We start from the raw sequence: 14,350 nt of genomic DNA on the forward strand, positions 1-14,350 counted from the left end.
CACAAGCCTCCTTACTTGCTCACAGCATACCACACCTTGCCGGACAATCAGGTGTCATCAAGGTTGGTCTTGTAACTAGTACATGGGCGCAACATGATGGATAATGGTAAGAGCATAAGGGAGTAGGAGTGATCAGATGCGCTATCGCAATTTGGGTTCGACAGAGCTTGCAGTCAGTGAAGTCAGTTTTGGCACCTGGGCCATCGGGGGAGCGTGGGGGAAAGTCGATGACAAGGCGTCGCTTGAGGGCTTGGCGGCCGCGATCGACGCCGGTGTGAATTTTTTCGATACGGCAGACGTCTACGGCGATGGCCATAGTGAGGAACTGTTGGCGCGGGCAACCGCGGGCAAGGAAGACCGGATTTACATTGCCACAAAGTTCTGCCGTGCTGGCGATATCCATGATCCACTCACATATTCGGAAGATTCGATCCGCCGCTTTTGCGAGGGAAGCCTGCGGCGGTTGAAGCGGGATCGGATAGACCTGTATCAGATTCACTGTCCGCCGACAGACGTTTTGCGCGATGGACAAGTTTTCGAAGTGCTTGACAAGTTACAGGCAGAGGGAAAAATCCGCCATTACGGTGTCAGTGTCGAGACGGTGGAAGAGGGACTCATTTGCCTACAGTATCCGAATGTGCGAGCGCTTCAGGTCATCTTCAACATTTTCCGGCAAAAGCCGTTGCACGAGCTGTTGCCCAAGGCGAAAGCGCAAGGTGTCGGCATTCTTGTTCGCCTGCCGCTGGCAAGTGGGCTTCTGACTGGCAAGTTCACAAAAGAGAGCCGCTTTGCGGCAGATGATCACCGCGCGTTTAACGAACATGGCGAGCACTTCAATGTAGGTGAGACGTTTGCGGGGCTCGGATTTGCCAAAGGGGTGGAACTGGCTGAACAACTACCGTGGATTGCGCAGGGGCGCGGTAATATGGCGCGTGCAGCCATTCGGTGGATTCTGGATCATGACGAAGTGAGTTGCGCCATCCCTGGATTTAAAAACGCCGCACAAGTCCGCGACAATTTGGAAGCGTTGAACGTTCCATCGTTCACGGCTCAGGAGTTGCGCCGGTTGGAAGAATTCTATGAGCGTGAAGTGAAGGACTGGATTCGCGGACCCTATTAATAGTCTGGAGAGTTAAAGAGCAGATGGAAACGTCAGCAAGGGGTGCGCAACACCCCTTGCTGTTGCATTGGCCAAGGCAGGCCTATTTCACTGAATGGCCATATTGTAATTTTGTCCGCCGTTGTTGTTTCGACGCCGTCCAACGTTTCATTGTCTAACGCATAAGCCCGCTCGCAGCTGTGCCTTCCATCGTCTAGGAAGCTTAGTGCCGCGAAGCGGGTTTCTTGATGGGCACAGCCAATCGTTCGTCAGCAACGCCACGGTAGCCCTGGTCCAGCCACCAAGGATGCATTAACACGTGAATTCACATGTCATAGCTTGCATCTTGATTCGTATATATGATGCTGCGCAACGTAGATCAGCTGCAAGCCGTCAAGTGTATATGTGAAGGCGTTAACATCTAGGTTCGGCTTTTGAGGGTTATCTGTTCTCTCTAACATGCAAAATTCACGAGGCTGGAGGAGATGGCTATGAAACGAGGAAAACGTCGAGGTGCGCGCGTTGCGGGGGCCCTGATGTCCGCTTCTGTTTTGCTTGGTTTGGCGCCAGCCATGGTGTTTGCCGATGCATCCACCCAACCAGTCGATGCCCCAGTCGGTCTGCAAACATACGCGATCACGCCGTCGCTCGTCGACCTCATCTGGCAATCCGAATACAAGACTGGGATGACATATGAGGTGCTCGAGAACGGGGCCGTCATTGGCCAGACTGCCGATTCCAACTTTAGCGTTTCCGGTCTGCAACCGAATCATCGCTACACCTTTCAAGTGGCTGCCGTGGATGCCTCGGGTAGCGTGTCACCCGCTAGTGCCCCGCTCGTTGTGAGGACCCGAGCACAAGGCAAAATTGTCAACGCACAGCAGTTTGGCGCCGTTGGTGATGGGACCACCGATGATACGAAGGCATTGCAACGGGCCATCGACGCGGTGCCCAAGGGCGGTACGCTTTACATCCCAGCAGGTACCTATTACACGGCTCCGTTGCAATTGAAAAGTGATATGACGTTGTACCTGGCCAAAGGCGCGAAGCTTCTCGGGAGTAGCAACATTGACGATTACCGCCCGATTTGGAGCCGTTGGGAAGGCATCGAAATGTATCGCTATATGAGCCTGTTGACAGGTGAGAATGTTCACAACGTGACCATCACAGGTGAAGGCGTGATCGACGGTAACGGTGGTGCACCACTGCACGATAATGCGGGTCACACGTATGGAAATTGGTGGTCGAAGCAGTATAAGGAACCGCTCGCGGATCCTTCGATCTCGCTCGTCGAGTCGCCGGACTACAACAAAGGATTGCCCTATGCGCGACCAAGCCTGATTGAATTTCTGCATGCAAGCAACATCCTCATTCAAGGAGTTACGGTACAAAACTCACCGTCCTGGACCATACATCCTGTCTTCTGTGATCACGTGACCCTGGCGGACTTGCACGTCATCAATCCGCCAACTTCAGACAACACCGACGGCGTCGATCCCGACTCGGTCGATGGCATGCAAATCATCCATGACACGTTCAGTGTTGGAGACGATGACATCGCCATCAAGTCGGGAAAGGACGCCCAAGGCCGACGGATTGGCATTCCCAGTCAAAATATTGTCGTTCGCAATTGCTACATGGAAAATGGCCACGGAGTCTCGATTGGTAGCGAGATGTCGGGTGGCGTTCGCGATGTATGGGTGGAAAACTGCGATTTCAATGGTACAAACGCCGGGCTTCGCATCAAGACCCTGCGTGGTCGGGGCGGGATCGTCCAGAATATCACGTTCGATCACGTCACGATGAACAACATCCAGGCACAGGCGTTTATCATCGACGAAAACTATGCATCGAACGGATCAGCGTTACCGCCCGGCCCGGTTACGGATGCCACGCCGGCAATTCGGAACCTCAATTTCGATAACATTACGGTGAATGGCGCGAATCAAGCCATGTATTTCAACGGGCTCGCAGAGCTGCCTATTCAGAACATCTCCTTCGACAACGTCTCCATCACGGGTGCCAAAAGCGGCATTCAGGCTGCAAACGTCGAGGGCGTGAAGATGAACAATGTCTCCATCGATGGGGTGCCGATGTTCGATGGTGTCAATGCGATTGAAGACTTGTCATATCAAGGTATTTTGCCGAGTGCCACGACCTTTGGGCCGAATGCCACGCCCGTGTCGCTGCCGGGCGGGATCGTGACAAACGTAGGTGGGACCATTTCGGCGTCGTTTGTGTCGTCCGCGGATACGGCAGCGAATCTGCCGATTGTCGACGGCGAAGGCACAGATGCTAACGGTGTACGTGTGTTTCTCAATGCACAACATCAGTTGGAGTTTCAATTGCACGCGGGATCGCAGGTTATCGATCTGGTCAGCGCCAAAGCGTACAACGATGGGGCGTGGCATCGGGTGACGGCGACATGGGACAATGCGGGGGACGCGAATCTCTACGTCGATGGTACATTGGTCAAATCGGCGACGGTCGCGCCGGCAACGACGGTCGATGGCGATCCGACTGTGGCTTTGCCGCAAGTCAATCCGGTTGCCATCGCGAGTAGCATGACGGTTGGGGGCTCCGCAGAGGGCAACTTTGACGGCCAGATTAAGGATGTGACCGTCATGAACTACCCTGCATCACCTTTGGCTATTGCGGGGTACCAGGTGTCGAACTTGACGGGCGGCGGGGCCGTCGATGGTGACGGACTACAGATTGACGCGCGGCAGTATGTCGGCAAACCCTATACATTCACATGGGTGCCGCCGTACTTAGTTGGCGATCCGTTTGTGCAAACGGTGGCCGGTTCGAACTCCGGCGTGTCCTTCACATTAAATCAAGACGCCACAGTGTATGTCGCTTACGATGCCGCTGGCCGAAAACCGGCGTGGTTACACGCGTTCGTCGACACAGGGGAAACCTTGAGCAACGACGTGGGCACAACGTATGAAATTTACGCGAAGGACTTTGCTGCAGGCCCTGTTTCACTTGGCCCTGTGGCGGATCCGAAACATACCGCGATGTACACGGTTTTTGTTGGGCAAGGCTTGCCGACGACCTATCAGTTTCGTTGACTGGGCTAGAGCCACTTGAGAACAACACGTCGACTGTGTAACCGTGTGAAAACTTGAAGTGCTATCACATATACTTGCCCGAGGTGGCCGTTTATTGCTACAATATCTCTTGACCTGTAGCGAGGCCGTGCGGCGTTCGCGGCCGAAGGAGAGAACGCGGCAGTGGCAAAGCTAAAGGGCTGTATAGAAGCTGAAATTAGTAATGCTCTCACAAAATGGGAGAAGGACTACCTCGGGCGAGGGTCTGTATCGGTCAAGACGGATGTTTTGCGCGACATGATTATTGTTTCTTTGCGCGGCATTCTCTCGACGGCGGAGTACACGCTATGCGAAACGCGCGATGGCATGCTCTCCGTCAAGCGAACGCGGACCAGCTTGGTGGAGTCGGGCATTGATGAGTTAAAAGACATCATACACCGCATCACGGGCGAAGAGGTAACGAGCTTTTTCACCGATTTAAGCACCCGCACGGGCGAGCGCATCATGGTCTTTCGGTTATCTGAGGATTTGGAAAAGAAGTTTGCCACAGCAGACTGACGAAATCTACGCATATATCTGAAGGGCTCGGAGGTTGACCTGCGCCGATGGAATTCGGTGGCGGGGAGCAGTCGGGCAGATCAAGGACGCATGGGAGTTCTTCGCCACAAGCCATGGCGATGGGAAAACCGGCGTGACCTCGTACAGCAAGCATTGGCTAAACCAATGATCTTGAGCTGTACAGGGCACGTCGGTTTTTTGTGTTTTTGGCTACATGCTGTCGAATACATACCGGAGAGGAGACGACGATGTTCATTCCTGATGTAGCGCATTGGATATTGCCCATTTGGCTTTGCACTTGGGCCTTGGTCGGTGTAACGGGGTTCTTGACAGCGTTCATGAACAACAGAACAAGCTTTGCGCGTTGGCACGTCGGTGCGCTTGCGCTCCTTGTGCTTGTGGCGGGGGCGGGGCTGTTCGTGCGGGCAAATGGTGTTGCACTGGGCCCGTGGCAGACTGCTGGAACGGGATGGGTCGTAGCCTTCTACATCGCTTTACTCGGCATGGTGATTCAGCGCTTTACCATTCGCTATCTGCACGGAGACCGCCATTATGGCCGTTATTTTGGTTGGCTGACCTGGACGACCGCCGCGGCAAGCATGACGTGGATGAGCCGAACGTTGTGGATGGAAATGGCGTCCTGGCTGGCGATGGATGCCGGATTGATTGCACTCATTGCACTCGGCTGGGAGAGTGCACCCGTGCGCGCTGTCACGAAGCTCACGATTCGGCGCTTGGCCATCAGCGCGCTGGCCATCGGGATCGCCTCCTTTTGGTACGGCGTGGCCACGCACAGCGGAGATATCGCGATCTCGCTGGCCCGAGCTGGCACCTTGCCTCTTTACGTGCGGTTGGGAGTTGCATTGCTGCTCGTGGTGGCGGCCGTCGTGCAAGCTGGAGGTTGGCCGTTTGGCCGCTGGCTCATCGAATCGGCTGTGACACCGACACCGGTGTCTGCCATCATGCACGCTGGGGTGGTCAATGCGGGGGGGCTGTTGCTGACTCGCTGGGCGCCTTTGTTTGGTCTAGCGGGCGCATGGCCGCACGCCGTGTTGCTCGTCCTGGCTTGGGTGAGCGTGGGGATGGGCTCAGGTATGGTGTTAGTGCACGCGGATTACAAGCGGCAGTTGGTCGCCTCAACGATGGCACAAATGGGGCTCATGCTTATGCAATGCGCCATCGGCGCTTACGATGCGGCGATTGTCCACTTGATCTTGCACGGCGTGTTTAAAGCCACGCTGTTTCTTCGCGCAGGTTCTGCCCTGCCGCATCCGGAAGAGGTGCTGGGGGCACACAAGGAGGACAAACGCGCTTCTCTGTGGCCCATCGCAATGGGTGGATTGTTTGCACTTGCGTATTACGCAGCTTTCCCGCATCCATCGGCCGGCATGATGAGTGCCCTGATGCTGGGCGCGGGGATGGCTTTGCTGGGGCGGCAAGCGCGATCGACCAAGGAAGGTCGCTGGCTGGGGATGATTGCCGTCGTGTTGGCCGCGGTCATTGGAGAAGGGGTTCGCGCATGGCTGACGAGGGAGGTTTTGCTCGCGTCATCAAGCAGCCCTTCCGACGGGGTGGCCTTTGGCTGGTCGGTCACCGCTGTCGCTTTGCTGATCGTTCTCGGTCTTGTCGGTGCTTTCGCCATGATGAAGTCCGAGACAGCCTTTGCGAGGCGGATCTATCTATGGTTGTTCAATTTGGGCGAACCGCGAGCGGTTGCCATGGAAGCCCATCCACGTCATCTTCATCGATATGCCAAGGAGGCGGTTTTGCGGTGAGCCAAAGTCAAGCCATGCAGCGCCCAGTGGTCTCGTCACAGGGCGCTCGACAAAGCGGTGAACAGGTGTTGGCGTGGGTGCGGCAAGCGATGGACGTCTTGGCACCACAATGGCCATTGCAAGTTTTTGTTGCGCGTCATCCATGGCCGAGCTTGGAACACCTGTCGTTTGCCGACGCATTGGCACAGATGGGGGACATTCAGGATGTCCACCTGCATCCGGAAATGCCGCTTTTTCGATCCGCCCTAAAGCGTGGAGACATTGCCTTGCCGCTTGTGCACAAGCGGCTCGAGGACTGGATGAATCAACATGTTGCGGCTTCGCTGAGAACTCGCCTGCAACCCGTGTTTCAGGCACTGCTTTGGCCAGATGAACAAGATTTCGAGATCCCGGAATATATTTGGACATTTGCTGAAGAGGTGGTGGCGGCGGGGGAAGCACCGCGTCGCTCACAAAGAATGGTCATACGTAGTGCGCAAAGCGCAGAAGCCAGCGCGCGTCTGACGCAGCAGACCATCAAGTGGTGCAAGTTGTATCTGGATGCGGGTCAGGCGGCGTGGTCGCTACCCGGCAAGCAAAAAGGGCTCTATGTGGCCTGGCGCCATCTGATCATGTGCGATCCCGCCTTACGTCGAGCGGAAAAACGTCGCTTAGCCGGTTGGCCAACGGAGTCCGTGGCGGCGATCACCGCGGCACTAAACCTGCTTCACGTCGCGGAGGACGAAGTCGTGCCATATCTACGGGCACACCTTGCGGCCTTGCCCGGGTGGGCGGGTCTCTTGAGTTGGCAAGGGCGTGAGCATGGTCGCGAGATCGAAACGTTGGTCGATTATCTTGCCCTGCGCCTGTCGCTTGAATGGGCTTTGTGTGATGACGTCGCTCGCAATCCCGTCATGAAAACGGATGGCGATGTCATGGATGACACGGCTTTCAGCCTGGCGGTCCTGCATCGCCATGGGGGGATAACGCGATCCGGCTGGCGCAAATTCTCGCCCAACTTGCGCAAAGATGTACTTGCTAGCGTTGACAGATTTCGCCGCGTGGACTGGTGGCATTTGTGGTTGACAGCTTGGGAGGATACGTTGGCAGAGCGCATGGCCTTGGCGTTGAACACCTCGCACGCCACACAGTCAGAAACGGTGGCGGCGCAATTCCTGTTCTGTATCGATGTTCGTTCCGAGCCTTTTCGTCGAAACCTGGAGGCGGCGGGGCCATTTGCGACGTATGGGTGTGCGGGATTTTTTAATCTCGCAATGAAGACGCGCGCTCTTGACAGCGCCTATGCGCATCCTTCGTGCCCGGCGATTGTCGCACCGACGGTTGAAGTGAAAGAGTCCATGGCCCGCTCATTGCTTGCGGCGCATCGCCGACGTAAACATAGTGTGCGCTTGGTGGGAGCCCTCTTTAAAAAAGTCAAACAGCATGTCTTGGCTTCGCTGGCGCTGCCGGAACTGTCAGGGCCGTGGCTCGCCGTCTACACATTTGCCCGTACGCTTGCTCCAGCGTGGACAGGGGCTTTCGTCGAGCGCTGGTTACGCAGGTGGCAGTGTCCAGAAAACACGGAGCTGGTCGTCGAGCGTGTTCAGATGCCGGGTGAGTCTGAGGATTTGCCTGGGGGATGGACGGTACCGCAAATGGCCGAGATTGCAAGCGGGCTTTTGCGGAGCATTGGGCTGACGCAGTTTGCGCCACTGGTTGTCATTTGTGGGCATGAAAGTTTGAGTACGAACAATGCCCACGCGGCGGCGTTGGATTGCGGCGCTTGCGGCGGTGCCGCTGGCCGCTGGAATGCTCGGGTATTCGCGGCCATCTGCAATCGACGCGACGTACGAGCGGAACTTGGGCAAGTGTTTGGCATTTGGATTCCGGACGAAACCATCTTTATCGCAGCGGAACACGTCACAACGACCGATGAACTGGTTTGGATCGACAGGCCTGCGTTGTCCGGGGCGGCAAAGGAAGCGTGGGACCTTGTACAATCCGCTGTGCAACATGCGCAACGGTGGACGGCTGCGGAAAGATTGCAGCAACTTCCTGACGTGAGGCTTGTCAGGCAAGCGGTGCGCAGTGTCCGTCGGCGGGCTCATGATTGGAGTGAGGTGCGGCCCGAGTGGGGACTTGCTGGCAACCGCGCTTTTATCATCGGGCGCCGGAGTTTGACACAAGGGACGTCTCTATCTGCAAAGGCATTTCTTCATAGCTATGACTGGCGGCTTGATCCGGACGGAGACTTGCTCGCGAGTATCATCTCCGGTCCTGTGACGGTTGCGCAATGGATCAATCTTCAATACTACGCGTCGACCGTTGCTCCTGATGTGTATGGTAGTGGCAACAAGACGACGCAAACGGTGACCAGTGGCCTTGGTGTCATGCAAGGCAACGGGAGCGACTTGCTTGCCGGGTTGCCGTGGCAATCTGTGGCGAGTGATGACAGAGTGCTTTACCATGCGCCACTGCGCCTATGGGTCGTCATCGAGGCACCGGAAACGACGGTGGAGCAGCTTTTCAAAAGAGATCCTGCGTTTTGTCGGAAAGTGGATGGCGGTTGGTTGCGCTTGGCGAGTTTAAATCCGTTGACTGGCCGTTGGCGGGATTGGTCGGCAGGGCGCAGCGAGGAGCTGGCGAGGTTGAGTGTGGCGTCTGCGGTCGAGTAAGCGGAGACTTGGGTGACGATTCATGAATGTGTGATAAAAAGAACAAGTAGACACGGCTTGACTTTTTTTCTTTACTGCGTATATAATGAGTCTCGAGGGACATCATACCAGATCAAGGCTTGCGAGGTTGCTATGATAAGGCAACAGGCCGCAAAGCTCTGACCCGCATTCCAACGAATGCGGGTCATCTTCATTTAGGAAGCATTAGGAGGTATGTTGATGCTGTATCGACTTGGTTTGGACATTGGAATCACATCCGTCGGATGGGCGGTTCTAGCGCTTGAGCAAGATGAAAGTATGCTTAGGCCGTTTCGCATCCAAGACCTTGGTGTGCGCATTTTTGACAAGGCGGAAGATAGTAAGACAGGTGCATCGTTGGCTCTTCCCCGGCGTGAAGCGCGCACCGCACGACGCCGTCTACGTCGGCGCAGGCATCGTATTTCTCGCGTCAAGCGCCTACTTGAGTCACAAGGGCTGATCTCCGCCGAGCAAATCGAAAGGCTCTATGCACAGCAGGCACCATCTCCTGACGTGTATCGGCTTCGCGTTGCTGCTCTGGATAAAGCGCTTACTACTGAAGAATTGGCTAGAGTTCTCATTCATATTGCGCATCGCCGTGGTTTTCAGTCAAATCGAAAATCTGAGCTCAAAGATGGAGAATCCGGAAAGTTACTGAAAGCAGTGCAGGAAAATGAGTCTCTGATGCGGGACAAAGGGTATCGAACGGTTGCTGAAATGCTTGTTTCTGAGTCGGCGACCAGGGACGTGGATGGTCATCGATTATACGGGCCAGGACATGAATACACGTCTAACGTAAGAAACAAAGCAGGCGAATATCGCCGTACCGTCTCGCGACATCTTGTTGTGGATGAAGTTCGGCAAATATTCAAAGCACAGCGGATGTTCGGAAATGAATTGATGAGCGAGGAGTTCGAAGAGGCGTATTTGCAGATCTTATGTTCTCAACGCAACTACGACGATGGGCCTGGTGGTAATAGCCCGTATGGCACCGGTAGGCTTACTCCGGATGGTAGAAGGCAGAGCATTTACGAGAGAATGGTAGGCCTATGTACATTTGAGGGCGAAACGGGAGAACGTCGTGCTCCATGTAGCTCGTATTCATTCGAACGCTTTCAACTCCTCACCAAGGTTATAAATCTTAGGGTATATCGAAGAAGTGAAGATGGAAGCAGAGTAGTATGCAGGCTCACGGAGGATGAGCGGGCTCGTGTCATCGATTGCGCGTATGAGCAGGGGAAGATCACGTATAAGAAGCTTAGAAAACTACTAAATATGCAAGACGCCGATACCTTTGCGGGCCTTACATATAGTACCAGTCGCGCCGCTTCGAAGACCGAGGATGCTGTCTTTGTCGAGTTGAAATTCTACCACGAGGTAAAGAAGGCATTTCAACGTGCAGGTATGGATGTACATGACGTTTCTCACGAACTCCTTGATCAGATAGGATGGGTTTTGTCTGTTTGGAAGAGTGATGATAATCGAAAGATTGAATTTGCGAAGTTAGGGTTGGCTGACGATGTAATTGACGAGCTGTTAGCGCTTAACGGGTCGAAGTTTGGTCACCTCTCCTTAAAGGCAATCAGAAAGATCATCCCTTTTATGGAGTCTGGGCACGACTACGACGAAGCATGTGCGATGGCCGGATATCAGTTTCAGGCGAAACGGGTGCATGAGAGGCAGAAATTCTTGCCGCCCATTTCGGCAGACGAAATCACCAATCCAGTTGTGCGCCGAGGTGTTTCACAAGCCATTAAGGTTATCAACGCGGTGATTCGCAAATATGGCTCTCCCGAGTCAATCCATATTGAGATGGCTCGTGAGATGTCCAAAACGCTGGATGAGCGCCGCAAAATCGAGAAAGCTCAGACAGAGAATCAAAAAAATAACGAAAAGATTAAGGAGGAGATTCGAGAGATTCTACAGGTAACCAACGTGTCTGGCCGCGACATCGTGAAGTACAAGCTTTTTAAACAGCAGCAAGGCCGTTGTATGTATTCCGGAGAATCACTGGAGATAGGTCGGCTCTTTGAGCCTGGATATGCAGAGATAGATCATATCATTCCATATGGGGTTTCATTTGACGACAGTTACGATAACAAGGTGCTTGTCAAAGCAGAGCAAAACCGGCAAAAGGGCAATCGAACCCCCTTGGAATATCTGCACGACAAGCCTGAGCAGAGAGCAAAATTTTTATCGACGGTGGAAAGCCTTCAACTCCCACATAAGAAAAAGAACCACTTATTGACCGATAAGTGTGCGGTTGACCTCGAACTTGAGGATTTTCGGGAGCGAAACCTGTCGGACACTCGCTACATTACAAGAGCCTTAATGAATCACATCCAAGAACATCTGCTCTTCGCTGAGACGCCGTTGCAACGAAAAAAGCGCGTCGTGTGCGTCAATGGCGCTGTTACCGCCTATATGAGGGCTCGATGGGGATTGACAAAGGACAGGGGGGCTGGTGATAAGCACCATGCGGCGGATGCGGTGGTTGTTGCGTGTATCGGAGATGCACTGATCCAGCGGGTAACGAAGTACGATAAGTTTAAACGCAATGCACTCGCGGACCGCAGCCGTTATGTGAAACAGGTCAGTGAAGCTGGAGATGCTTCGACGTTTGTAGACCGCGAGACCGGCGAAATGTTTACGTGGAGCTCGTTTGACGAGCGACGGTTTCTACCAGAAGAAAATTTTGAGCCTTGGCCATTTTTCCGAGATGAATTGTTAGCACGGTTAAGTGATGATGCTGACAAGAACATTCGCGCAATTGGCCTTTCCACGTATCCGGAAAGCGAGCAGGTTCGTTCCATCTTTATTTCCAGGATGCCAACGAGAAAAATCACAGGCGCCGCCCACAAGGAAACTGTGCGTAGTCCGCGTATTGTCCGTCTGGATGACAAAAAGGGTACAGAGATTCAGGTTGTTGTCTCAAAAGTTGATTTGACCGACTTAAAATTGAAGGACGGTGAAATTAAGGATTACTTCCGTCCGGAGGACGACAGACGACTGTATGAGACTTTACGGGCAAGACTTATCCAATTTGGTGGGGATGCGAAAGAAGCTTTCAAGGAGCCGGTTTATAAGATATCTAGCGATGGCAGTGTTCGCACTCCCGTCAAGAAAGTTAAGATTCAGGACAAGCTGACACTTGGCGTTTCGGTGCACGGTGGCAGGGGGATTGCAGAGAACGGTGGAATGGTGAGGATTGATATTTTCGAGAAAGGCGGGAAACATTTCTTTGTCCCTATATATGTCGCGGATACCTTAAAGGAGGAACTTCCGAACCGTTTGGCCACTGCTCACAAACCCTATTCGGAATGGAGAGTTTTAGACGACACTTACCGTTTTAAATTTAGTCTCTATCCAAATGATCTGGTGATGATTAAACCAGGCAGGAAAGTGGAAATAAAATATAATGACGGAAAGAAGGAGGAGGTTGGATGTAGGCTGATGTATTTTGTTGGTGCAAATATATCGGCGGCCAATATAGAGTTACGAACTCATGATGGTTTTGGAAGGTTGGAAGGACTTGGAATCCAGAATGTTCATATATTTGATAAATACACGGTGGATGTGCTGGGAGATATTCGACCTGTTCGAAAGGAAAAACGCATGCCATTTTACCAAAGAAGGAAGGAGAAATGATTGAGTCACAGACATGTGATGGTGACTCGCTCGGCCAAGCTGAGTTGCCGTAACAACCAACTTGTGGTTCGCCAGTCGGACGAGGCTTCTGGGGAAATGTGTGAGTACACCATTCCGCTTGAGGATATACGTTCAATTATGTTGGAGGATCGACAGACAATAATTACGTCGGCCCTCCTCGCAAGACTTGCTGAATATCGAGTTGCGGTTTATACGTGCGATGAAAAACATCTGCCAAACGGCGTTTTGCTGCCCTACTGTCAGCATTCACGTGGCCCAAAAATTATGCAGTCTCAGCTCGATATGAAGCGACCGCTTGCGAAACGGTTATGGCAGAACATCGTGCGGCGCAAAATTGAAAATCAAGCCGCTTGTCTCAAATTATGTGGCTGTGACGGTGAAGAGGCCCTGCTGGCGTTGGCCAGCAGGGTAGCGTCAGGAGACAAAGGTTCGATGGAATCACAAGCTGCGAGGCTATATTTTAAACACTTGTTTGGAAAGGCCTTCAAACGTGGGTCGGATGATTTTATCAACGCGGCCATGAACTATGGATATGCGTTAGTGCGTGGACAAGTCGCGAGAAGCTTGTGTGCGTTTGGGTTCCAACCATCCATTGGATTGCAACATCACAGTGAACTCAATAATTTCAATCTGGCGGATGATTTGATGGAACCATATCGTCCAATCGTCGACTTTGTGGTGGCTTCAGAGTTAGACGTCGATTCGCCTGTGCTTTCGAAATTGCATAAAAGGCGCCTCATGCAGATTCTAACGCAAATGGTGTGGTTGGAAAATGAACGGTATGATCTTACCGCAAGCATTGAGGCGATGGTTTCCAGCTTTTCGAATGCGGTTTCGACAGAGAACACGAGCGCTTTACAATTACCAAAATTGACGGAGGTAGAGATGGGGGTCTATGAGTAGAATTATGCGCCTGATGGTGTTTTTTGATTTGCCCGTAACGACCAAGGCTGAAAGAAGAATTGCAACGCAATTCCGTCAATTCTTGCTTAACGATGGGTACTATATGATGCAGTACTCCTGTTATTGCCGCATCTGCGGCAGCTATGAAATGGCTGAAAAACACGAGCGGCGATTGCAATCACATCTTCCTGAGAAAGGGTCTGTACGAACCCTTCTTGTGACGGAGAAACAGTTTATGCGCATGAAAATTCTCGTTGGTAACTACGTGCCAAACGAACGGAGAATGCAAAGTGAGCAGTTGGTGCTTTTCTAAAAACAACACAATGAAGCAGTTCGAAACCACCTGCGGATTTCTTTTTCAAAAAAACATAACCGCCGAATCCCTTATGGCACTTAGGATTCAGCGGTTATGTATCATACCACATCGAGGCTTGCGAGGGAACTATGACCTGCACGCATGGATGATTCACCTTCCCATTAATCATACCACATCGAGGCTTGCGAGGGAACTATGACGTGCGGTCGTGGAACTGTGCAAGTATCCGAATCATACCACATCGAGGCTTGCGAGGGAACTATGACACGCGGTACTCGAATCGCCGTCGACTGTTGATCATACCA

General features: G+C 53.1%; 8 protein-coding genes and 1 CRISPR repeat array (1 of these 9 running past the window's edge). All 8 genes read left to right on the top strand.

The genetic code is table 11. From position 1 onward, the window contains the following. Nucleotides 1-136 precede the first annotated feature (136 nt). Nucleotides 137-1,120: an aldo/keto reductase gene (locus QMF38_RS12070; protein WP_281759591.1), complete on the top strand. Its 984-nt coding sequence runs from the start codon at nucleotides 137-139 to the stop codon at nucleotides 1,118-1,120. A gap of 470 nt (nucleotides 1,121-1,590) precedes the next feature. Then, nucleotides 1,591-4,173: a glycosyl hydrolase family 28 protein gene (locus tag QMF38_RS12075; protein WP_281759592.1), complete on the top strand. Its 2,583-nt coding sequence runs from the start codon at nucleotides 1,591-1,593 to the stop codon at nucleotides 4,171-4,173. A 162-nt stretch (nucleotides 4,174-4,335) separates the two neighbouring features. Beyond that, nucleotides 4,336-4,710, top strand: a complete 375-nt coding sequence (locus QMF38_RS12080; RefSeq protein WP_281759593.1) for a DUF2294 domain-containing protein — start codon at nucleotides 4,336-4,338, stop codon at nucleotides 4,708-4,710. A gap of 248 nt (nucleotides 4,711-4,958) precedes the next feature. Further along, nucleotides 4,959-6,485: an NADH dehydrogenase subunit 5 gene (locus tag QMF38_RS12085; RefSeq protein ID WP_281759594.1), complete on the top strand. Its 1,527-nt coding sequence runs from the start codon at nucleotides 4,959-4,961 to the stop codon at nucleotides 6,483-6,485. Beyond that, on the top strand, nucleotides 6,482-9,139 hold the full coding sequence (locus tag QMF38_RS12090; RefSeq protein WP_281759595.1) for a DUF2309 domain-containing protein: 2,658 nt from the start codon (nucleotides 6,482-6,484) through the stop codon (nucleotides 9,137-9,139). Before QMF38_RS12085 ends, QMF38_RS12090 begins: the two co-directional genes overlap by 4 nt. Before the next feature lie 219 nt (nucleotides 9,140-9,358). Then, nucleotides 9,359-12,805, top strand: a complete 3,447-nt coding sequence (gene cas9, locus QMF38_RS12095) for a type II CRISPR RNA-guided endonuclease Cas9 (RefSeq protein ID WP_281759596.1) — start codon at nucleotides 9,359-9,361, stop codon at nucleotides 12,803-12,805. Beyond that, the gene (cas1, locus tag QMF38_RS12100) at nucleotides 12,806-13,729 is read left to right on the top strand and encodes a type II CRISPR-associated endonuclease Cas1 (RefSeq protein WP_281759597.1); all 924 of its coding nucleotides are present in this window, start codon (nucleotides 12,806-12,808) and stop codon (nucleotides 13,727-13,729) included. After that, entirely contained in the window at nucleotides 13,722-14,042 is a 321-nt protein-coding gene (cas2, locus tag QMF38_RS12105) for a CRISPR-associated endonuclease Cas2 (protein ID WP_281759598.1), read from the top strand. The genes cas1 and cas2 overlap by 8 nt, the downstream gene beginning before the upstream one ends. Nucleotides 14,043-14,142: 100 nt before the next feature. After that, nucleotides 14,143-14,350: a CRISPR direct-repeat array (repeat unit 36 nt; unit sequence ATCATACCACATCGAGGCTTGCGAGGGAACTATGAC) (it continues 3,395 nt past the right edge of the window).

The organism is Alicyclobacillus hesperidum subsp. aegles, assembly GCF_027923525.1.
GTDB lineage: Bacteria > Bacillota > Bacilli > Alicyclobacillales > Alicyclobacillaceae > Alicyclobacillus > Alicyclobacillus aegles.